19 protein-coding genes are annotated in these 20,196 nt (G+C 69.0%); 10 read left to right on the top strand and 9 right to left on the bottom strand.

The window, feature by feature from the left end; translation table 11 throughout:
- Positions 1 to 8: 8 nt before the first annotated feature.
- Positions 9 to 209, bottom strand: a complete 201-nt coding sequence (locus ACFU5V_RS07255; protein ID WP_378429950.1) for a hypothetical protein — start codon at positions 207 to 209, stop codon at positions 9 to 11.
- Here ACFU5V_RS07255 and ACFU5V_RS07250 point away from each other — a divergent pair.
- The 3 genes from ACFU5V_RS07250 to ACFU5V_RS07240 all read left to right on the top strand — a co-directional run bounded on the left by ACFU5V_RS07250 (position 208) and on the right by ACFU5V_RS07240 (position 4,177).
- Positions 208 to 1,434 carry a Glu/Leu/Phe/Val dehydrogenase dimerization domain-containing protein gene (locus tag ACFU5V_RS07250; RefSeq protein WP_378429949.1) on the top strand — a complete coding sequence of 409 codons (1,227 nt, stop codon included), beginning with the start codon at positions 208 to 210 and terminating at the stop codon, positions 1,432 to 1,434. The genes ACFU5V_RS07255 and ACFU5V_RS07250 overlap by 2 nt on opposite strands.
- A gap of 16 nt (positions 1,435 to 1,450) precedes the next feature.
- Positions 1,451 to 2,872, top strand: coding sequence for an amino acid permease (locus tag ACFU5V_RS07245; protein ID WP_378698000.1), 1,422 nt, complete (start codon positions 1,451 to 1,453; stop codon positions 2,870 to 2,872).
- Positions 2,873 to 3,007: 135 nt separating this feature from the next.
- On the top strand, positions 3,008 to 4,177 hold the full coding sequence (locus ACFU5V_RS07240) for an NADH:flavin oxidoreductase (RefSeq protein WP_378697998.1): 1,170 nt from the start codon (positions 3,008 to 3,010) through the stop codon (positions 4,175 to 4,177).
- Positions 4,178 to 4,239: 62 nt separating this feature from the next.
- On the opposite strand, the gene ACFU5V_RS07235 is transcribed toward ACFU5V_RS07240, so the two are convergent.
- From ACFU5V_RS07235 to ACFU5V_RS07220, 4 genes are all read right to left on the bottom strand, one after another.
- Entirely contained in the window at positions 4,240 to 4,791 is a 552-nt protein-coding gene (locus tag ACFU5V_RS07235) for a PIN domain-containing protein (RefSeq protein WP_378697996.1), read from the bottom strand.
- 1 nt (position 4,792) lies between these two features.
- Positions 4,793 to 5,230 (bottom strand): helix-turn-helix domain-containing protein, encoded by a 438-nt coding sequence (locus ACFU5V_RS07230; RefSeq protein ID WP_124391397.1) that lies wholly within the window; start codon positions 5,228 to 5,230, stop codon positions 4,793 to 4,795.
- A 71-nt stretch (positions 5,231 to 5,301) separates the two neighbouring features.
- Positions 5,302 to 5,790: an SRPBCC family protein gene (locus tag ACFU5V_RS07225; RefSeq protein ID WP_378697994.1), complete on the bottom strand. Its 489-nt coding sequence runs from the start codon at positions 5,788 to 5,790 to the stop codon at positions 5,302 to 5,304.
- Positions 5,787 to 6,119 (bottom strand): ArsR/SmtB family transcription factor, encoded by a 333-nt coding sequence (locus tag ACFU5V_RS07220; RefSeq protein ID WP_378697992.1) that lies wholly within the window; start codon positions 6,117 to 6,119, stop codon positions 5,787 to 5,789. The genes ACFU5V_RS07225 and ACFU5V_RS07220 overlap by 4 nt, the downstream gene beginning before the upstream one ends.
- A 172-nt stretch (positions 6,120 to 6,291) precedes the next feature.
- On the opposite strand from ACFU5V_RS07220, the gene ACFU5V_RS07215 reads away from it, so the two are divergent.
- Positions 6,292 to 7,566 (top strand): glycosyltransferase 87 family protein, encoded by a 1,275-nt coding sequence (locus ACFU5V_RS07215; protein WP_378697990.1) that lies wholly within the window; start codon positions 6,292 to 6,294, stop codon positions 7,564 to 7,566.
- A 102-nt stretch (positions 7,567 to 7,668) separates the two neighbouring features.
- Positions 7,669 to 9,969, top strand: coding sequence for a serine/threonine-protein kinase (locus ACFU5V_RS07210; RefSeq protein ID WP_378697988.1), 2,301 nt, complete (start codon positions 7,669 to 7,671; stop codon positions 9,967 to 9,969).
- Positions 9,970 to 10,066: 97 nt separating this feature from the next.
- Here ACFU5V_RS07210 and ACFU5V_RS07205 read toward each other — a convergent pair whose 3' ends face one another.
- Entirely contained in the window at positions 10,067 to 10,693 is a 627-nt protein-coding gene (locus tag ACFU5V_RS07205; protein ID WP_378697985.1) for a TetR/AcrR family transcriptional regulator, read from the bottom strand.
- A 139-nt stretch (positions 10,694 to 10,832) separates the two neighbouring features.
- Here ACFU5V_RS07205 and ACFU5V_RS07200 point away from each other — a divergent pair, with 139 nt between their 5' ends.
- Complete coding sequence (locus tag ACFU5V_RS07200) at positions 10,833 to 12,062, top strand: oxygenase MpaB family protein (protein ID WP_378697983.1); 1,230 nt, start codon at positions 10,833 to 10,835, stop codon at positions 12,060 to 12,062.
- On the opposite strand, the gene ACFU5V_RS07195 is transcribed toward ACFU5V_RS07200, so the two are convergent.
- Both ACFU5V_RS07195 and ACFU5V_RS07190 read right to left on the bottom strand, forming a co-directional pair.
- The gene (locus tag ACFU5V_RS07195; protein WP_378429938.1) at positions 12,047 to 12,553 is read right to left on the bottom strand and encodes a DUF664 domain-containing protein; all 507 of its coding nucleotides are present in this window, start codon (positions 12,551 to 12,553) and stop codon (positions 12,047 to 12,049) included. The two genes, ACFU5V_RS07200 and ACFU5V_RS07195, sit on opposite strands and share 16 nt — an antisense overlap.
- A 34-nt stretch (positions 12,554 to 12,587) precedes the next feature.
- Positions 12,588 to 14,729, bottom strand: coding sequence for an MMPL family transporter (locus ACFU5V_RS07190; protein ID WP_378697981.1), 2,142 nt, complete (start codon positions 14,727 to 14,729; stop codon positions 12,588 to 12,590).
- A 99-nt stretch (positions 14,730 to 14,828) separates the two neighbouring features.
- On the opposite strand from ACFU5V_RS07190, the gene ACFU5V_RS07185 reads away from it, so the two are divergent.
- Entirely contained in the window at positions 14,829 to 15,269 is a 441-nt protein-coding gene (locus tag ACFU5V_RS07185) for a MarR family winged helix-turn-helix transcriptional regulator (RefSeq protein WP_378697979.1), read from the top strand.
- Between the two features lie 213 nt (positions 15,270 to 15,482).
- On the opposite strand, the gene ACFU5V_RS07180 is transcribed toward ACFU5V_RS07185, so the two are convergent.
- A complete protein-coding gene (locus ACFU5V_RS07180; protein WP_378429935.1) occupies positions 15,483 to 16,013 on the bottom strand; it encodes a lipoprotein LpqH in 531 nt (176 codons plus the stop codon).
- A 208-nt stretch (positions 16,014 to 16,221) separates the two neighbouring features.
- Between ACFU5V_RS07180 and ACFU5V_RS07175 the strand changes: the two genes are divergently transcribed.
- The 3 genes from ACFU5V_RS07175 to ACFU5V_RS07165 are packed head-to-tail and all read left to right on the top strand — an operon-like array spanning position 16,222 to position 20,097.
- A complete protein-coding gene (locus ACFU5V_RS07175) occupies positions 16,222 to 17,550 on the top strand; it encodes a hypothetical protein (RefSeq protein WP_378698423.1) in 1,329 nt (442 codons plus the stop codon).
- Positions 17,547 to 18,581 carry a hypothetical protein gene (locus ACFU5V_RS07170; RefSeq protein ID WP_378429934.1) on the top strand — a complete coding sequence of 345 codons (1,035 nt, stop codon included), beginning with the start codon at positions 17,547 to 17,549 and terminating at the stop codon, positions 18,579 to 18,581. The genes ACFU5V_RS07175 and ACFU5V_RS07170 overlap by 4 nt, the downstream gene beginning before the upstream one ends.
- A gap of 1 nt (position 18,582) precedes the next feature.
- Positions 18,583 to 20,097, top strand: coding sequence for a tetratricopeptide repeat protein (locus ACFU5V_RS07165; RefSeq protein ID WP_378697977.1), 1,515 nt, complete (start codon positions 18,583 to 18,585; stop codon positions 20,095 to 20,097).
- Positions 20,098 to 20,196: the final 99 nt, after the last annotated feature.

Here is a 20,196-nt window from a genome sequence, read left to right as displayed (position 1 = left end):
CAACGCGATCACCGCTTCTGCTGCACAAACTGAATAGAAAATCGACGAACTTCTTTCTCGGTGATGTTCATCGTGGCTATCTGCTGCGCAGCCGGTTGCGGCGCACGAGTGGTGCCCACCACAGTGATCGCCGTAACAGCGCGGGCACGGCCGGGAACACCGGCCGGATCGCCCCGACCCCCGGCCGTCCAGAAACCGAGAGAAGCCATGAAGAATCTGCTCACCCGATTCGAAGAGAAGGCCCCCGAGATCGTCTTCGAGTGGCACGACACGGAGACCTCCGCCCGCGGGTGGACGGTGATCAACTCCCTGCGCGGCGGTGCTGCCGGCGGCGGAACCCGGATGCGCCGCGGTCTCGATCGGCGCGAGGTGGAGTCGCTCGCGAAGACGATGGAGGTCAAGTTCACCGTCTCGGGTCCGGCCATCGGCGGCGCGAAGTCGGGCATCGACTTCGACCCGACCGACCCGCGCAAGGACGAGGTGCTGCGCCGCTGGTTCAAGGCCGTGACCCCGCTGCTGAAGTCGTACTACGGCACCGGCGGCGACCTGAACGTCGACGAGATGGCCGAGGTCGTGCCGATCACCGAGAGCTACGGGCTGTGGCATCCGCAGGAGGGCGTCGTCAACGGGCACTTCGCGGCCAGCGATCGGGAGCGGGTGCAGCGGGTCGGACAGCTGCGCCTGGGTGTCGCGAAGGTCGTCGAGGATGCGCGGTTCACGCCCGATCCGCAGGCCAAGTACACGGTGTCGGATCTGATCACCGGCTGGGGTGTCGCCGAATCGGTGCGGCACTATTACCGGGTCTACGGCGGCGAACTGGCCGGCAAGCGGGTGATCATGCAGGGCTGGGGCAACGTCGGCGCCGCGGCTGCGTACTACCTGGCGCAGTCCGGGGCGCGGATCGTCGGCATCCTCGACCGCAACGGTGGGCTGACGAACACCGACGGCTACGACTTCGAGCAGATCCGCGCGCTGTTCCTGGCCAAGGAGGGCAACGAGCTGCGCGCGGCCGGCATGGCGGCGTTCGAGGAGATCAACGAGACGATCTGGAGTTCCGGCGCCGAGATCTTCCTCCCCTGTGCCGCATCGCGCCTCGTGACCCGCGAGCAGGTGGACCGGTTGATCGCGGGCGGTCTCGAGGTGGTGGCGAGCGGCGCCAACGTGCCGTTCGCGGACGACGAGATCTTCTACGGCCCTACCTACGAATACGCCGACAAGAGCGTCGCCGTCGTCCCCGACTTCATCGCCAACTGCGGCATGGCCCGCGCGTTCGCGTTGCTGATGGAGGGCGACATCGAGGTGTCCGATGAGGCGATCTTCGGCGACGTCTCCGCCACCGTCGCGACGGCGCTCGAGCGTTGCTTCGCGCGTTCGTCGCAGCCGACCGGAATCGCCGGTACCGCGTTCGAGATCGCACTCGATCAGCTCGTCTGACGGCACGGGAGACCCCATGAACACAGTTCACGACCCACCGGCATCCACCACGCGCCTGCAGCAGGTGATGAAACCGCGGCAGCTGGTGATGATGAGTCTGGGCGGCGCGATCGGTGCCGGACTGTTCGTCGGCTCCGGCGCGGGCATCGCCGTCGCCGGGCCCGCCGTCCTCGTCTCCTTCCTCATCGCCGGGTTCCTCGTCGTCCTCGTCATGCGGATGATGGGCGAGATGGTGGCCGCCGACCCGGACAGCGGCGCGTTCTCCGTGCACGCCGAGAAGGCGATGGGCCCGATCGCCGGCCGGACCATCGGCTGGCTCTACTGGGTGCAGGTCGTCATCGTGGTCGCCGCGGAAGCGACCGCGGCGGCGGCGATCACCGCCGCCTCCCTGCCTGCGGTGCCGCAGTGGGTGGCCGCCCTGGCGTACATGAGTGTGCTGACCGCGGTGAACCTGGCGGGCGTTTCCCGCTTCGGTGAGTTCGAATTCTGGTTCGCCGCACTGAAGATCGTGGCGATCGTCGCGTTCCTCGCGGTCGGCTGCGCGATGATCCTCGGCTGGATCCCGAGCTTCGACGCGCCCGGTTTGTCGAACCTCACCGGCCACGGCGGTTTCGCCCCCACCGGAGTCACCGGCATCGCGGCCGGCCTGCTGATCGTGGTCTTCGCGTTCGGCGGCACCGAGGTGATGGCCATCGCGGCCGCCGAGACGTCGGAGCCCCGGCGCAACGTGAGCCGCGCGGTGCGGTCGATCGTGTGGCGGATCCTGGTGTTCTACGTCGGTTCCGTCCTGATCATGGTGACGGTGCTGCCGTGGACCGCGGGCGAACTCGCGACGGGTCCGTTCGTCGCGGTCCTGAACGCCGCGCACGTGCCGGGCGCCGGCGCCGTCATGACCGTCGTCGTGGTCATCGCGCTGCTGTCGTCGCTGAACGCCATGCTGTTCAGCGGTTCCCGGATGATCTACTCGCTGTCCGAGCGCGGGGCGGCCGCGAAGGTGTTCGGCCGGGTGTCGGGCAACGGCGTTCCCCGCGTGGCGGTGCTGGCGTCGGTGGCATTCGGTTTCGTCACCGTCGTCCTCAACTACCTGGCACCGGATCGTGTTCTCCCGCTGCTGCTCAACGCGGTCGGCTCGACGATCCTGGTGTTGTGGACGTTCGTGACCGTCTCGCAGATCGTGCTGCGGCGGCGCGCCGAGAAGTCGGGCCGGACGGATCTGCCGCTGAAGATGTGGTGCTTCCCGTATCTGTCGTATGTCGCACTCGCGCTGCTGGCCGCGGTCGCGGTGCTGGCGTTGTTCGACGACGCGGCACGCAACCAGCTGTTCGCGACGCTCACGTTCACGTGTGCGATCACAATGGCCTGCTGGGCGCTCGGGCGCCGGCAACGCGGCACGACCAGCGGTGAAGCGCCGGAGAAGCTGCCCGAGACCGTCGGCTGAGAGGCCACCGCCGCACGCTCACGGACGTCGAGGGGTCGTCCGCGAGAGTGCGGTGGTGTCCCGCTCAGCGGACACCTCCCGGTCGCCGAACGTCCCCGCGGCCTACCGTCGGCTGCACGCGACGAAGGGCCGGGAATGACCACACCTCCAGACGTTTTCGCTCCAGCCACGCTGGGCCCCATCACGATACGCAACCGCATCATCAAGTCGGCCACGTTCGAGGGCCGCACCCCCGACGCCCTGGTCACCGACGAACTGATCGATTTCCATCGCCGCCCCGCCGCGGGTGGGGTCGGGATGTCGACGGTGGCCTACTGCGCCGTGGCACCGGAGGGCCGCACCGAGCGCGGGCAGTTGTGGATGCGCCCGGACGCCGTGCCCGGGCTGCGCCGACTCACCGACGCCATCCACGCCGAGGGTGCGGCCGCATCCGCGCAACTCGGGCACGCCGGACCCGTCGCGAACGAGAAGTCCACCGGACTGCCTGCGCTCGCACCGTCGCGGTCGTTCAATCCGCTGAGCATGCGGATGATCCGCAGCGCCACCACCGCCGACATCGCCAGGATCACCGCCGCCCACGGCACCGCGGCGCAGCTCGCCGTCGAGTCCGGTTTCGACGCCGTCGAGATCCACTTCGGCCACAACTATTTCGCCAGTTCCTTCCTCAGCCCGAAGCTGAACCGGCGCACAGATTCCTACGGCGGATCACTCGAGAACCGGGCCCGGGTGGTGCGGGACGTCGCCCGGACCGTGCGCGACGCCGTCGGCGGGCGGATCGCAATCCTCGCCAAGCTGAACATGGACGACGGCGTCCCCGGCGGATTCTGGCTCGACGAGGCCATCCAGGTCGCCCGACTGCTGGAGCACGACGGCAGTGTCGACGCCCTCGAACTCACTATGGGCAGTTCACTTCTCAATCCGATGTACCTGTTCAAGGGTGACGCTCCGGTCCGCGAGTTCGCCGCCGCCATGCCGCAGCCCGTCCGCCTCGGCGTGCAACTGGTAGGCAAGTCGCTGATCCACGCCTACCCCTACCGCGACCTGTTCATGCTCGAGCACGCCCGCCAGATCCGCGCGGCCGTGGCGTTGCCGCTCGTCCTGCTCGGCGGAGTCACCGACCGGGCGGGAATGGACACTGCCATGGCCGAGGGCTTCGAATTCGTCGCCATGGCCCGCGCGTTGCTGCGCGAACCCGATCTGGTGAACCGTATCCGCGCCGAGTCGCGCACTCCATCGTTGTGCATCCATTGCAACAAGTGCATGCCCACCATCTTCAGCGGAGCACGCTGCGTGCTCGTCGAATAGTCGGCGAACTCTGCGCGGGCTGCACACGCAGCGTGATCGACGTTGATCCCAATTATTCAGCGTCAGCGCCGGAGGGCTGCAGCCGAGATGGGAAGCCCCGCCGCCACGAGGCGGTCACACACATCAGCGGGAGTTCCCGGCGGATTGCGCCACGCCGCTGCTGTCGCGCTGACAGCCTGATGGACCCGCACCCCGTCGAGGTGGAACAGATCCATCACGAACTCGTCCGGATGCTTGGCTTCGATGCCGAACTGCGCCAACTCGGAGTCGGGGAAGTCGCGCAGGTTTGCTGTGACTATGACCTGAGCGCCCGATCTGATGGCCGCAGCCAGCACATGCCGGTCATCCTCGTCCGGCAGAGTGAGGGCAGGAATGAGCCTCTCGTACCCGGTGACCAGGCAGTCCGGTACCGCTCTGTTCATCAATTCCCGCAGCTTCGCCAACGCCGCTGCCGGGATATCCGGGCGATCCTCACCCAAGTTCTCGAACATCTCGTCCAGGATCCGGTCTGTCCACCGGGCATGCACCAGGCCGGTCTGCGCAAGCCGGATGAGAACATCACGCAACACATTCGGGTACAGCACATTCGCGTCGTACAACACGGTGAACGTCACGTCAGTACAGTCCGAGGTCTTCCGACAGAGCCGCCAACTCGTCCGCCGCGGTGCGGGAACTTCCCAACTGCGACCGCTGATAGGCGAGCAGAGACGTAGCGCGGATCCGCCGATGTCGTCCGACCATCCGATACTCGATGCGCCCCTCGTCGAGAAGCTTGATCACATGCGGGCGCGAGACGTTGAGCATCTGCGCAGCCTGCTGCGTGGTCAGCTCCGCGTGCGCCGGGACGACCGTTACACCCCGCCCTGCGGCCATGTTCGCCAGCACGTCGCGAATCAGGTCGAGGGCGGCACGAGGAAGGTGAACCGACTCCGAGGTTCCGGCGACGGTGATATCAACGGTCTCCCCCGTGGGATCGACGTCACGAAGCAACTTGAGCGCCTGTCGGGCCTGCTCCTGCTCGACAACGCTGGGCTGCTCATGCGCTCCTGACACCACCGCACCTCCTAAACGCAATATACGGAACAAACGAAATAAACGCAACGATGATTGCCCGAGGGCACCGATCACCAGCTCGTCTGCGCCAGAACCGCATCCAGAGCCGCGTAGCTCTCGTTCATTCCGCTTTCCATGCCGGTCTGCAACATGCCGTCGCGTTCTTCGGGGGTGTGGAACTGGCTGACGACGGACAGCTTGGTGCGCCCGTCACCGAGGTCGGTGTAGGTGTTGTTCTCGACGATGACGTGGCCCGGCATGCCGTCCCATTCGAATGTGTACACCAGGCGCTCCTCCGGGGCGATCTCCCGGAACCGGCCCTCGAATCCGTGGGTCTCGCCGTCCGCGTGTTCGACGAAGCGCCAGTGTCCGCCGCGCTCGAATTCCCAGCGTTCGACGTCGAGTTCGTTTCCGCGACCCCACCACTGGGCGAGCAGTTCGGGTTTCGTGAACGCGGCCCACACGCGGTCGCGTGGGGCGTTGAAGACGCGTTCGACGTGGATCTCCCGGTCCGTCGGCGTCGAGACGGTGGAGGTCGTGGGAGTCTGCGAGGTGCTCATGACGTGCCTTCCGTTCGATTGAGAAATTCGTCCAGACGGTCCAGGCGCCCTTCGAGCGACAGTTGGTAGTCGCGGATCCAGGCCACCTCACGCTCGAGGGCATTGGTCCCCAGCATGCAGTACCGCACCCGGCCACGTTTCTCAGTGACGACCATCCCCGCGTCTTCGAGTAGTCGCACGTGCTTCTTGATGCCGGTGAGCGTCATCTCGAAGAGTTCGGCGAGGTCGCTGATCGAGCACGCGCCGTCGCCGAGCCGGCGGAGGATCCCACGTCGCGTGGGGTCTGCGAGTGCGGCGAACGTAGCGTCAAGAGCCGAATACTGAACCATCGGGTTCAGTGTTGCACGTGCGTGGCACTCCGTCAACGGTTTTCGCGGTGTCTCGGCGCCGGTACGGATCGGTAACGAATCCGGACGACCCGCCTGTCGCCGCGGTGGGCAACTCGCGCGCGCCGTTAGCGTCGGAGCCGTCGGCACACGTCCGCACACCGAGGGGGCGCAGATGGAATCACGCGTCTTTCCTCGCCGCCCGGCGATCGTGGTGGCGCTCGCGGTGTGCGCGACGTTGGCCGTCGTCGCGGTGCTCGGCACCGTCGACCCGTGGACGCCGAAGGTCGGGCTGTTCGCCGGCGGCGCCGATCTGCACGTCTATCGCGACGGTGGCTGGCGGGTGCTGCACGGCCTGCCGCTGTACATCGGACCCGTCGCGCTGGGGTTGCTCTACACCTACACCCCGTTCTCCGCGATCGCGTTCGTGCCGCTCGAACGCATACCCGGCGCGTACGTCGACAACCTGTGGATGGCGTTCAACCTGGGTGTGCTGGCGGGGTGCATCCTCCTGTGCTGGCGCATCCTCGGGTACCGGATCACCCCGCACCTGCTGCTGGTCACCGCGCTGACGACGGTGACCTGCACCTTCGTCGAACCGGTGCGGACGACGCTGTTCTACGGCCAGGTCAATCTGGTGCTGATGATGTGGGTGCTCTGGGACTTCTCCCGGCCGGAGCGCAGCGTGCTGCGCGGGGTGGGTATCGGGCTGGGCGCGGCCGTCAAACTGACCCCCGGCTTCTTCGTCGTCCAGCTCCTCGCCCTGCGCCAGTGGCGGGCGGCCGCGGCCGCGACGTCCGTCTTCGCGGGCACGGTGGCGTTCGCCTGGGTGATCGTGCCGGACGACTCCCGCCGGTACTGGACCAGCACGTTCTTCGACTCCACCCGCATCGCCGACGACGCGCACCCTTCCAATCAATCGTTGCGGGGAACACTGACCCGGCTCACGGACGGGCAGGTACCGCCGTGGCTGTGGCTGATCCTCGCGGGAGCCGTCGCCGTCGTCGGCCTCGTCGTGTCGGTTCGCCTGTACGAACGCGGCGAGCGGTTGCTGTCGGTGGTGCTCGGCGGGCTCACCGCCGCCGTGGTGTCGCCGTTTTCGTGGAGCCACCACTGGGTGTGGCTGGTGCCGCTGATGGTCTACCTGATGCACCGCGCGGTCACGGACACCGGGCGGTGGTGGTTCGCGTTCGCCGCGCTGTTCGCGTCGACATCCGCGTGGCCGTACTGGTGGAGCCCGGACTTCGCCGTCGTCGGACTGTTCCTGTTCCCTCCGTCGTGGCCGGTCGCGTTTCTGCTGCAGAACATCTACGTGCTCGTGTACGTCCCGGTCCTCGCGTCGGCGATCCGGATGGTCACCCGGCGCACCCGGCATCGGCCGATCCTCACCTCGGTCGTGACGTACCCGCAGGCACCGGAACCGCCGGAGATGTCGCTGCGAAGCGCGTGACGGCACCGCCTTTCCGCACCCCTCGACGCACCGTCCGGAATACCCTGGCAAGTGCACGCACCGTGCACCGCCTGGACTCTGCACCCCCGGAATCGAACCGCCATGACCGAGCGCCCGCCGAGTGATTCGACGGTCGCGACTGGGCCGCCCACCGAACTGGGCGAGGAAACCCAGCTGCCGCCGTCGACGACGTCGGGCGCCGAACCGGTGTTCGTCGTCGACAGTGGCGTCGAACGCCTCGTCGCGGATTGGGAGTCGTCGGGTTCGCCGGCCGAACTCACCGAGTACCTGCCCGACACCGCCGCGATCCGGCGGGCGGCGCTGATCGAGTTGATCAAGGTGGATCTCGAGTACCGGTGGCTGCGGTCGGGCTGCCCGAAACGCATCCCGGAGTACTGCCTCGAATTCCCAGAGCTACTGGCCGAACCGCTGCCGCCGGAACTGGTCTACCTGGAGTACCGGGTCCGCAGTCGGAGCGGCGCCGACGTCGATCCCGAGGAGTACGTCGCCGAGTACCCGCAGCAGGCGGACCGGTTCGAGACGCTGCTCGAGGACGACCGGCGCATGGACCGGCGCTCGGCGAGCGCGGCACTCGGCCCGGACGACGACTTCGACGTCGGCGGCCGCCTCGACGATTTCGATCTGATGATGGAACTGGGCCACGGCGCGTTCGCGCGGGTGTTCCTCGCCCGGCAGCGGTCGATGCAGCGGTGGGTGGCGCTGAAGATTTCCCGGAACATCGGCAACGAGCCGCAGACTCTCGCGCAGCTCGACCACCCGTACATCGTCCGCGTCTACGACCAGCGGGTGCTGGAGGATCGCCGCCTGCGGGTGCTGTTCATGGAGTACGTCCCCGGTGGCACACTCCTCGACGTGGTGCGGCTGGTCCGCAAGACCCCACCCGAGCAGCGCTCCGGACAGTTGCTGCTCGATTCGGTGGACCGCGTCCTCGAGGCGCGGGGCGAGATCCGGCCCGAGTACTCGAGTGTGCGGGACGAGATCGCCGCGCTGTCGTGGCCGGAGACCGTCGCCTGGATCGGTCTGCGGCTCGCCGACGCACTCGACTACGCGCGGGCGCACGGCGTCCTGCACCGCGACATCAAACCCGCGAACGTGCTGCTGGGCCTGGAAGGAATCCCGAAGCTGGCCGATTTCAACGTCAGTTCGAGCGACAGCGTCGAGAATCGCGGCGCCGGCGGATTCATCGGCGGCTCCGTCGCGTACATGTCGCCCGAACAGTTGGAGGTGATCGACCCGGACACCCGCCGGACCGCCTCCGACCTCGACACCCGCAGCGACATCTTCGCGCTGGGGGTCATGCTGTGGGAACTGCTGACCGGGGCGCGGCCGTTCCCGGACGACGACGGAACCGCGTCGCCGCACGTACTTCTCGAGTCGCGGCGCCGGGGCGTCGACCCCGAGCGGTCCGCGCTCCCCGAGGACTGTCCGGCAGCGATGCGGCGCATCCTGGTGAAGTCCCTCGCGCCCGACCGGGACGACCGGTGGTCGAGTGGCCGGAAGCTGACGCGTCAGTTCGCGCTCTGCCTCGACCCGCACGCCCGCGACCTGGTCGACCCGGCGCCGGGCAGCGTCCGGTCGACGATGTGGCGGTGGGCGCTGCCCATCGTGCTCGCCGCGGTCGGCATCCCGAATCTGCTGGCTGCGGGATACAACTACTACTACAACAAGGTCCTCATCATCGCGACGCTGCCCGCCGAGGCGCAGCAGGATCTCGAATTCGTGCACCTGGTGATCGGCGGTATCGCGTTTCCGCTGGGCGCGGTTCTCATCGTCTACTGGTGTCGGCTGTCGCTGACGGTGCCACGTGGTCTCCGCAACGGCCGAACCTACAGTTCCGAGGTGCTGGAGAAGGCACGGGCCACGACGCTGGGGCTCGGACATCGGGCGGTGGTGGTCAGCTTCGGGCTGTGGGTCGTCGCCGGGGTCGCCTACCCGATCGCCCTGGAACTCACGGCCGGCGGCATCCCGCTGCGCGCGTACACGCAACTCCTCGCGTCCCTCGCCGTGTGCGGGGCGGTCGCCCTCGCCTACCCGTTCTTCATCCTCACCTTCTACGCGGTGCGGTGCCTCTGCCCGATCCTGCTGTCGCACGGCGAGTTGCGCGGAAGCGACGGCCGCAACATCCGGGCCCTCGGCCGGGGCATGCCGCGGTACCTCGCCGTCGCCGCTGCCGTCCCGCTGATCGGGGTCGCCGGGCTCAGCTTCGTCGGCGGGAGCACCGGCGATGCCGTGAACGCGACGGTCCGCGCGCTGTGCCTGGGCGGCATCTTCGCCTTCATCGCCGTGTACCAGCTGTTCCGAAGGATCGAGAGCGATCTGCGCGCACTCGCGCGGGTGGTGTCGCTGGAGGTGCCGGGATCTCCGACCCGCCGGCGTCGGTAGGAGCGGCCGGGTGAAAAAGAAGGCCCCTGGTGCTGCCGGGTCGGGGTCCGACAGCACCATGGGCTCAACAGGTAATTCTCCCGAAGCCCCCTTTTCGTTACACCCCGCGTGCCGCGGTCCCGGCAAGGCCGCCCATCGTCATGTCGTACAGGGCCGTGGCCAGCTGGTTTCGCCGGTCGCGCAGGTCCCGGCGAAGGTACTCGAGCCCCACCTCGCGGTAGCTGACGGTGAGCACCAGCAGCAGCGCGTCGAGGTCGACACCGGGACCGATCGCGGACGGATTCACCGTCACATACGTACGCAACAGGTCGCGGCACCGTTCCTCGATGCGGACCGAACGGTGAGCCGCCAGGGCCAGGTGCGGGGCATCGTTGAGCAGCGAACCGAGAATGTCGCGGTACTCGTCCAGGACGGCGAGGAACTGGGACTGCAGGGCGGCGTCCTTCAGGAACGTGCCCTCCGCGACCGACTGCTCGAGCTGCGCCCCGAACGCGGCCGTGGTTTCCTCCATGATCCGGTCCATCAGGACCTCGATGATCTCGTCCTTGTTCGCGAAGTACTGATACACCGATCCCTTCGAGATGCCCGCCGCGTCCGCGATGGCGTTCGTGCTGCAGCCGGTGTACCCCTTCGCCCGCAAAACCTGACCTGTTGCCGACAGGATGCGTGCGACCGTCGCCTGCGAACGCTGCTGGGAGGGGTCTTTCCGCTGGCCAGTGCCCATTCGCGCAGCCTTCCCGACCTGTCACACAATGCGACTTGTACCCGTCCAATCCGGTGGAGTGAACTGTAACTCACAGCAACTCGAGCGGGGCTGAGGCACCAGGACGCCCCTCTCGACGACCGAATCGAGTACCTCGAACATGACAGAAACCCAGTCTCGGGAATCCGCCCCCGGCTTCACCGATTTCACGCCGCCGCGACGCTTCGACATGGACTCGGAGTGGGGTCGCCGCTCGATGCGGACGCTGTCGCGGTTCGTGCACGGCGATCCGACGCCCACCGCGGCGGAGCGGGAACTCCACGCCCGGGCGGTCGTCAGCCAGGACGAGATCGGTGCCGCGCTGGCGCGGGCGGTGCTCGTCGACAAGACCGTGACGATGGCCCAGTTCTCCCGGGCACTCGCCGACGGCATCGGCAGCGTGCCCGACCCCGCGCCGGCGCTGGTCGCCTTCTTCGACGCGGTGGACCACCGGCCGTCGTGGGTCGACGACCGTCGCCTCGAACGCGGGGCCGCCGTCTGCCTGCGCAGCGGGATGACCGGACTCGACCTCCTCGCGACCGGTTCGCTGATGAACGGCTACCGCAGCGCCGCCACCTCCCGCCAACTCGTGGCCACCGGCAGGCTCGTCGGGGACGGCGCCGGTCAGCGGGTCGCCGAGACGGTGCGGTGGTGGTACGAGTGCGTCCTCCCGGGTGGCCTGGAGCGTGACCGCCGCGGCTGGCAACTGTCGGTCCACGTCCGGTTGATGCACGCGTTCGTCAATCTGACGCTGCTGCAGGACGAGGACTGGGACGTGTCCGACTGGGGCATGCCGATCAACCAGTCGGATCAGGCGGGGACGCTCGCGCTCTTCTCGACGACGTTCCTCGTCGGCCTCCGCTCGCTGGGGGTGTGGGTCTCCGCCGACGAGGGCGCGGACGTCATGCACCTGTGGCGGTACATCGGCTGGCTGATGGGCATCGACGACCACTGGCTGGTCGACGACGAGAACACCGGGCGCCGCACCATGTGCCAGATCGGGATGTTCGCTCCCGGCCCCGACGACAACTCCCGGGTGCTGGCCGACTCACTGCAGAAGTCGTGGGCCACGTTCCACTACCCGCACGCGGAGGCCCTGCGACGCCGACTCAACCGCCAGCGCCTGCTCAGCATCCAGCGGATGTTCTCCGGCAAGCGGGGCATGCAGGAACTCGGACTGCCGGTCGTGCCTGCCTGGTTCGTTCCGCTCGCCCTCGCCGGGAACGGGACGATGCACGGTGCGGCGCGGGTGAGTCCGGCCGTCCGGGACCGCGTCGGCCGCCGCTCCCGGCGGCGCGTGGAGGCGTGGCTCGCCGCGAACGAGGGTGCCGCAACTCAGCGACGCTCGTAGATACCGCGCACGTATGCCGCCTGTCCGGCGTGCTGAAGATCGTCAGAGACGACGCTGACCAAGCGGACACCGAGAGTGACCGGCGGATCCCAATTCTCGTCGACGATCCGGTCGAGGTCGTCCGTGCCGATCGTCTGGACGTAATCGACGGTGCGATCGTGCACGGCGTCGTGGTACTCCCGCAGCAGTTCCGCCCCGGTGCGCACCTTCGCCACCTCGTCCGACGACTGCCCATAGCCGATGTCGGCGACCCGGAACGGCAGATCGAAGCGCTCCACCCACCCGCCGGACGTCCACACCTGCTCGGTGCCCGCGACTCCGGCGACGTGATCGTCCTGCACCCGCGTGAGATGCCAGATCAGCCAGGCGATGGTGTTCGCGTCCGCGTCCACCCGGAACGTGAGGGCGTCCGCGGGCAGATCGGCCAGCGTCGAATGCACGGTCTCCTGAATACGATCGAAGGCGTCGGTCAACAGCGCGCTATGGTCCACGATCTTCCTTTCGTCGTGTGCACATCACGTTCCACTATGACCCCAGGCGGGCCCGTTCGGCATGCCTCTGGACGGTCTCGTCCGGCTCCGGTGCCGATGCGAGCGTGCTCGGCCACCAGATCTTCTGCCCGATGTCGACGGTGAGGGCGGGCACCAGGAGTGACCGCACGAGGAGTGCGTCGAGGAGAACACCAAAGGCGACGATGAACGCGATCTGCGCGAGGAAGATCAGCGGAATGACGGCGAGCGCCGAGAACGTCGCCGCCAGAACCACTCCCGCCGAGGTGATCACCCCACCGGTGACGGTCAGACCGCGCAGCACGCCGCGGCGGGTGCCGATGCGCTGGGCTTCTTCCCGGACCCGGGTCATGAGGAAGATGTTGTAGTCGATTCCGAGGGCGACGAGGAACACGAACGCGAACAGCGGGACGACGGGGTCGGCGCCCGGGAACCCGAAGACGTGCTCGAAGACGAGGGACGAGATACCCAGGGTCGCAGCGAAGGACAGCACGACCGTCCCCATCAGCAGCAGCGGCGCGAGCAGTGAACGCAGCAGCAGGCACAGGATCGCGAACACCACGAGGATGACGACGGGGATGATCAGCGTGCGGTCCCGCGTCGACGTCGTCTTCGTGTCGAGATCGGTGGCGGTGGTGCCCCCGACGAGGGCGTCGGCGCCGTCGATCGGGTGGACGGCGTCGCGGAGCGCGACGATGGTGTCTTCGGCCTCGCGGGAGTCGGCGGGATCGGTCAGGGTCGCGTCGATCGCCACCCGGCCGTCCACCACCAGCGGATCCCGGGTGCCGGGGGCGGTCAGCACGGTGATGTCGCCGACACCGTCGACCCGGGCGGCGGCGACCACCGCGTCGCGGGCGCCCTCGTTCGCGATGATCACCGCCGGCGAACCGGAGCCGGCGTCGAAGTGGTCGCCGAGGACCTGCTGGCCCGCAACGGAATCGACGTCGAGCAGGAACGTTTCGGACTCCGCGACGCCGCTGGCCTTGAACTGAGGAAGCAGGAGCGCGAAGAGCACCAGCACCAGGCTGGACGCGACCCAGAATCGGCGCGGATGTGCGCCGATCCGCGCGGCGAGCGCGGCCCAGAACTTGTGGTCGGCGGCCTCGTCCTTCTCGGCGTGCCGTGCGTCGAAGGCGGGCCTGCTCGGCCAGTACGCCGCCCGGCCGAAGAGCACGAGCACCGCGGGGAGGTACGTCATGGAGGCGACGAACGACGCCGCGATGCCGATGGCCGCGACCGGTCCGAGACCGCGATTGGAGTTGAGATCGGACAGCAGCAGACAGAGCACGCCGGCGATGACGGTGCCCGCGGACGCCGCGACCGGTTCGAGTGTCGCCCGCCAGGCGGTTCGCATGGCGCGGTACTTGTCCTGCTCGATCCGCAGTTCCTCGCGGTAGCGGGACACGAGCAGCAGGGCGTAGTCGGTGGCGGCGCCGAACACGAGGATGAAGAGGATCCCCTGGCTCTGGCCGTTCAGCGCGATCACGCCGGCATCGGCGAGGACGTACACGAGCAGACTCGACAGTCCCAGCGCGAAGACGGCGGACGTGATCACGGCGAACGGGAGGATCGGGCTGCGGTAGACGACGATGAGGATGAGGATCACCACGACGCCGGCCACCAGGAGCAGTAGTCCGTCGATGCCGGCGAACGCCGCCGACAGATCCGCGACCTGACCGGCGGGTCCGGTGACGAGAACGGTGAGTCCGTCCGGCGCGGCAGCGAGCGCGTCGCGCAGTTCGGTGACGCTGTCGCCGACCTCCCCGGTGCTGTCGACGGGCACGAACATCTGCAGCGCCTGCCCGTCGGCGGACGGGATCGGCGGTGACACCTCGTCGCCGAATCCCTCCGACCCGGCGAAGGAGGCCGCGGTGCCCGAGAGGAATTCGGTGTCGGCGGCGGTGATCCCCGACGTCCGTTCGGCGACGACGATCGCGGGCACGAAGCGGGTGTCGGTGAAACCCTTCTGCAGCGCCGACACCTCGGTGGCCTCGGCCGACGCGGGCAGGAAGGAGGTGCTGTCGTTCTGCTGGACGGTGGACAGTTTGCCGGCGAACGGGCCGCCGAAACCGCCGACGGCCAGCCAGACGATCACCAGCAGGGCTGGCAGAATCCATCGCAGTCGACGAACCGGGCGTGGGCGGGCGGTTGTGGTCACGTGCACTCCAATGCGGGACGATTCGACGACCGGATGTCCGGATTGCGACGTTCCTATTTTGTTCAGCATGCTGAGCAAATTGCAAATGGAGGCGAAGAAATGACGAGCGACGGCATGGACCAGTGGCCTACCGGACGGCTGTTGTCCACGGCTGCGCGCCTGGTCGAGCACTCGTGGGAGGACATTCTCCGGTCGCAGAACATGACCCACGCGGGACTGATCTGCCTGCACACGATCGCCGGCCGGCCGGCCTCGCAACGCGACATCGCGAAGGCGTCGCGGGTGACGGACCAGACGATCAGCCGCACCATCGACCGCCTCGAACGGGGCGGGTACGTCACCCGGGAGACCGATCCGAACGACGAGCGCCGCAAACGGGTCGCGATTACCGAGTCGGGACGCGCGATCTACCGGCACCTGCTGACCCTGGAGAAGGAGGACGCGGCCCTCACCGCCGCGGTCGGCGACGTGGGGCCGCTGCGCGAGCAACTCCTCCTCCTCGTCCGGTCGCTGGGACTTCCGCCCCGGGACGAGGACTGACCCGGCCGCGGGGCACACAGTGAACCGTCACTCTCCCTGCCGGATCATGGATCGGTTCACCGCGTCCTGGGCCGAACGCGCTTCGTACGTGAGCGGCGCAGTGTGCCGGGGAGCGCGGCGCCACTCACGTGCGGGGAATGTGCGTAGGACGTCACGTCTCCCGAGCGGTCGATCTCGAGGTGGCTCCGCGCGCGTCCCGGGGTGGGCGGGGGCTCAGCCGCCCACGACGGTCGAGCATGCGAACGTGATGTCGAATTTCGCCGAACTCGGCGCGGTCGGGTTGCTCATGTCGGGTGCCCCGACGCCTTCGCCGGTGACGGTGTAGGTGTCGCCGTCCTTGACGACCTTCGCGGAGCCGCCGGGCATGCCCTGCCCGAAGCCGAGTGCGTACGGGAGGCCGTTCGACCCGCCCTTGCTGCCGGCGATCCCGACCGCCTGCACGGTGTCGGTACCGGTGATCGTCGCGGAGACCGCCAGGTCGCCGTACGTCGCGTTGCCGGTGTCCGCCAGCGCCAGGGCCAGGGTGTCGCCCTGCTTGGCGCAGGTCGCGTCGAAGTTCGCGTCCAGCGCCTTGCCGTCGACCGCGGCCGCCGACGCACCCGACGCACCCGCCGGGCTCGCCACGGTCTGTTCCGAGCTTCCGTCGCCGGTGTCGCTGCAGCCCGAGACGAGCAGGGCGACGGCGGCCGCCGCAACGATGCCTGCGGTGTAGACGCGCTTCTGAGTCCGAACGATCTTGTTCATGATCCGTCCTTCACGTTTCGTGAGGGGCGCTCGGCGCCCGTCGTCGATTCCTTCGGCTCGCGGACTGGAGCCGATGTGAGAAAGGTAGGAACCTCTCGCGCCCTACCGATCCCAGATTTCTCGCTGCGTCGGCGGGCGGCGCCTGCGGTAACCTGCTCGAATGCGGACGGGACCGAGGGGCTCATCGGCTGCTCGGCGACCGCGGGCGATGGTCCTCGACGAGGTGTGGCGCGAACTGGACGGCGTCGAACCGCTCAGCGGGCCCGACGGCGGACCCCTGAGCCGCACGGTGAAACTGATCCTCGATCCCTTGGTCATCCGCCCTGTGCAGAACCCGCTGTGCGCCGGTCCGATCGTCACGGCCGACGGGGCGCAGCTGCTCGCCACCCGGGTGCACGCCTCCGCCGACGTACTGCGGGCCACCGCCGCCTGGTTCACCCTGCTCAAACGGGTCCGCCGGGCGCTGCGCATCACGGACGGCAACCCGCAGGACCTGTACTTCCAGCGGTGTTTCGAACTCGCGACCTGTTCGGGCGCACCCGATCCGCTCCGCGACGAGTCCGTCGCCGAGGACACGCTGCGCGACGTGCACGAGGTCGCCGCCGGCCGCACCACACAGGCGTTGAAGGCCCACGTCACCGACCCGGCCCGGGCACGGGAACTGAGCGCCCTCATCGACGTCGCGTGGGGGCGGCGACCGCTGTCGGGCGCCGCGACGGGCGACCACGCCGACAATGTGTCCGCGGTTCTCGACGCCTGTCCCGGCGCGCGTTTCGAGGAGGAGGGTGACGACGGACAGCACGCCCTCGACGACCTGATCGCCGGCCACGCGGGAACCCACCACGGGATCGTGTTGTGGACGACGGAGGTCTCGGCTCACCGGTTCGGCCTGACGGTGCATCCCGTCCCCGGACCGCCACGCCTCGGAACGTCGGCGTCCACCTCGGCGCTCGGGCTGCCCTTCGACCGTTCCGTCCACGAACGCGTCTTCACGGTGCTCCGCGCGTCGACCGACCGTGCGGAGCTACCGCCGATCCACGAACTGGTCACCACCGAGATCGCCCGAAGTTGCTCGCCCTGGGCTCTTCTCGACGAGTCGTTGCGGGTCGCGGCGACGACGGGTGCGGCACTCGCGACCGGTCTCCGCCCGATCGGGACGGTACCGGCTCCCGCGGCCACGGACACGACCGCCGTCCGGGTGATCAACGGTCGCTGGCAACGCGAGGCGTACGTCCTGCAGGCGCGGCGCCTCACCGTGACCGCCGACGCAGCGGGGAGGCTGCCCGACACGAATCCGCTGGCGGTCATCGCCGCCGAACTCCGCGAGCCGTGGCGGCCTTACCTCCGCCGCCTGTGGGTCCGCCTGCACGGCCGGGACGTCCGCGAGTTCTCCGTCCACGAACCGGGCGAACTGTGGGATCTCCTGGACGGGGTGGCGCGGTCGGTGATCCTCGACCACCGGATGCGAGTCAAGCAGGCGCTCAGCGCAATTCCGCTCGTGGATGCGGCGGATGCCCCCGAATCGAGGGCGAGTTGACCACCATCACCGTGCGGATCGACCGCGCCCCCGCCGGGGTCTGGATCATCGCCCCAGAGAACGCACCGAGCGTCCTCGACGACGCCCCGGGCATCGACGTGACCGTGCTGGAGGTGCTCGGCGGGCACCTGTCGTGGAGTGTGTTCGCCGAACACACCGTCCCGGTCGCGGTGATCGACGACGTCGACTCGGCGCAGAACTGGGTGTGGGCGGTGTTCGGCGAGGAGGTGGCACTCGCCGTGGCCGAGGGCGAGACCGGGAGCGAGGCCGCGGTCGAACCGGCTCGGCCGCGGGTGGCCGCGGCCGCCCGACGCCTCGCGTTCGCGCACTGGGCGGCGCGGTGGTGGCCGACGTCGACGGTCGACGGTATCGCAGCGCTCGACGCGGGACTGCTGAACCGCGAGATCGCGACACTCGTCGAGGACTGCGATCTGCTCGTCGACGGGGACGACGCGCTCGCACCGACCGGACCCGCGCTCGCCGGCCGTCCCGGGCGGGCCGACGACTATGCGCTCGCTGCGGGCGCCGCGGCCGCGACGCTGCCGGGCACCCTCGTGCTGGCGCGGGGCATCACGGGATCCGACTGGCGCCGGTACCCTCCCGGTCTCGTCGACTGCTCGGAGCGCGCGGTGTCGTGGGAGGTGGTGCGCACCTCCGGGATCACCGCGGTGCGCGTGAGCGTCGTTGCGGCACCTGACGTCTCCGAACCCATGGCGGAGCACCTCCGCCCCCGCGCCCTCGTCGGAACCGCATCGGGTTCCGTCGACGTCGTGCTGCAACTGTCGGGTGATGTCTGGTTCGGTGAGTCGGCCGCGCCACCCGGTGCGGAAGCGGGGGTGTCCGTGGACGTGTACCTGCCCGGGTTCGGTGTGAACGGTTCCGCGGACGTCGGAGGTCCAGACGTCCGGGAGCGGGTTCGGGCCCTGGCCCGTCTGCGGCTGCGGCGGGCCGCGGAGCCGACTCCGGACGACGCACCTGACGCGCCGCTACTCGCCGAGATAGACGCGGCCGCCTCGGATTCGGACTTCTGACGTGGACGACCAGACGGGCCGTGACCTTCTTGCCGCGGGAGCCGCGGCCTACTCACGGGGCGACGTCGCCGAGGCGCTCCGGACGTTCGAGCAGGTCGCCGCCGGGGCCACCGGCGATCTCCGGACGAGCGCGATCATCAATGCGGCCAGCATGTCCGACGAACTGGGCGAGCACGCGAAGGCCGTCGACCTGTACCGGGAGGCCCTCGCGGTGATGCCTGCCGACGCGATCCGGATGCGTCCGGCGGCGCTGGTCAACTTGTCGCAGGCACTGCAGCACGTTGGCGATCTCGACGGCGCGCAGGACGCGCTCGAGCAGGCGCGGGAACTGCTCGCGGCCGGCGTCGAAGACCAGGGTGACCTGCGGGTCGCGTGTCTGTTGTCGCTCACCGCGGTCGCGATGCATCGGCAGCAGTGGGCGCACGCGGCCGACGTGGCCACCGAGTCCCTCGACGCGGCAGTCCGTTTCGCGCCGGGACTCGCGGGCCATCCGTTGATGAATCTCGCTGCCATCCATCTCGAGACCGGGCGTTTCGATCTCTCCGACGACTTCGCCGGGCAGGCGCTCGCCGCATTCGAGACGGCGGGCGACGTCAACGCGGTCGCCGAGACGCAGCAGAACCTGGGCATCATGCGTGTTCGCACGGATCGCCTCGACGATGCGGAACCGCTGCTGCTGTCGAGTCAGTCGTATTTCGAACGGGCCGGGATCGGCCACCGAGCGGGAATCGGATCGAAGGTGCTGGCATTTCTCGCCGAGGGCCGCGGCGACACCGCACGCGCGTCGGCGCTCTACCGGCGCAGCCTCGACTACTTCCGGGGGTCCGGAGCTGTGCTCGACGTCGCGGACGTCGAGACGCGCCTCGCCACCGTCGCCTTCGCCGAAGGCCGACCGGGCGAGGGCGAGAGACTGCTCGCCGCCGCGTTCGCCACGTACCGCGGACTGGGGCTCGGACTGCACTGCGCGCAGGTCGACTTCTGGCACGCGACCCTCCTCGAATCCGCGTCGACCGCCGCCGGCTCACCGGACGATGCGGCGCAGGCACGGGCCACCGCGCTCGCCGTGCCCGCGGCGATCGCCATCGACGCCGTGCGATACACACTTCCGAACGGCCGACAGCGCGAGCAGTGGAACCGCGAGATCGCCGATCCGGCGATGCAATTGGCGTTCCGTCTCGCCTACGCCTCCGGCGACGCCCGGTTGGTGGCCGATCTCGTCGAGGCTCAGTGCGCGGGGACGACGGTGGACATCGGCCGCGCCGGGCACGGCACCGCGTCGCGGCTGCCCCTGCAGTTGCCCGACCCTCCCCCGGCCGGCGCCGCAGACACCGACGGCTCCTTCCTGCTCGGCGCCGCGCTGGCCGGAGTCGCGGCCGGCGCCGGCCTGCCGGTGCCCCTCCCCTCGCGGCTCGCCGTGACGTCGGACGGACGGATCGTGCTGGGCTCCTCGATCGCGGCCGCCGAGGAACGCTACGGGCGCGCGGTCCGCGACAGCCGGGTGGTGCCGGCCTGGTGACCCCGCTTTCCGTTCCCTGCGCGGAGATTCAGGGCCGAAGGGTGTCATGGTGGTCACACCGCACGACCGGCGACCACCACGGGCCCCGTGGGTGAATGT

Origin of the sequence: Rhodococcus sp. NPDC057529 (assembly GCF_042802055.1) — a bacterium.
Classification (GTDB): domain Bacteria; phylum Actinomycetota; class Actinomycetes; order Mycobacteriales; family Mycobacteriaceae; genus Rhodococcus_F.
The sequence above is the reverse complement of the archived record's forward strand: the minus strand, read 5'-3'. Positions and strand labels throughout refer to the sequence as shown.

Coding starts and splice junctions, on each gene's coding strand:
- ACFU5V_RS07250 (WP_378429949.1), top strand. CDS start 208: ATGAAGAATCTGCTCACCCGATTCGAAGAGAAGGCCCCCGAGATCGTC.
- ACFU5V_RS07255 (WP_378429950.1), bottom strand. CDS start 209: ATGGCTTCTCTCGGTTTCTGGACGGCCGGGGGTCGGGGCGATCCGGCC.
- ACFU5V_RS07245 (WP_378698000.1), top strand. CDS start 1,451: ATGAACACAGTTCACGACCCACCGGCATCCACCACGCGCCTGCAGCAG.
- ACFU5V_RS07240 (WP_378697998.1), top strand. CDS start 3,008: ATGACCACACCTCCAGACGTTTTCGCTCCAGCCACGCTGGGCCCCATC.
- ACFU5V_RS07225 (WP_378697994.1), bottom strand. CDS start 5,790: ATGAGCACCTCGCAGACTCCCACGACCTCCACCGTCTCGACGCCGACG.
- ACFU5V_RS07220 (WP_378697992.1), bottom strand. CDS start 6,119: ATGGTTCAGTATTCGGCTCTTGACGCTACGTTCGCCGCACTCGCAGAC.
- ACFU5V_RS07215 (WP_378697990.1), top strand. CDS start 6,292: ATGGAATCACGCGTCTTTCCTCGCCGCCCGGCGATCGTGGTGGCGCTC.
- ACFU5V_RS07210 (WP_378697988.1), top strand. CDS start 7,669: ATGACCGAGCGCCCGCCGAGTGATTCGACGGTCGCGACTGGGCCGCCC.
- ACFU5V_RS07205 (WP_378697985.1), bottom strand. CDS start 10,693: ATGGGCACTGGCCAGCGGAAAGACCCCTCCCAGCAGCGTTCGCAGGCG.
- ACFU5V_RS07200 (WP_378697983.1), top strand. CDS start 10,833: ATGACAGAAACCCAGTCTCGGGAATCCGCCCCCGGCTTCACCGATTTC.
- ACFU5V_RS07185 (WP_378697979.1), top strand. CDS start 14,829: ATGACGAGCGACGGCATGGACCAGTGGCCTACCGGACGGCTGTTGTCC.
- ACFU5V_RS07180 (WP_378429935.1), bottom strand. CDS start 16,013: ATGAACAAGATCGTTCGGACTCAGAAGCGCGTCTACACCGCAGGCATC.
- ACFU5V_RS07175 (WP_378698423.1), top strand. CDS start 16,222: ATGGTCCTCGACGAGGTGTGGCGCGAACTGGACGGCGTCGAACCGCTC.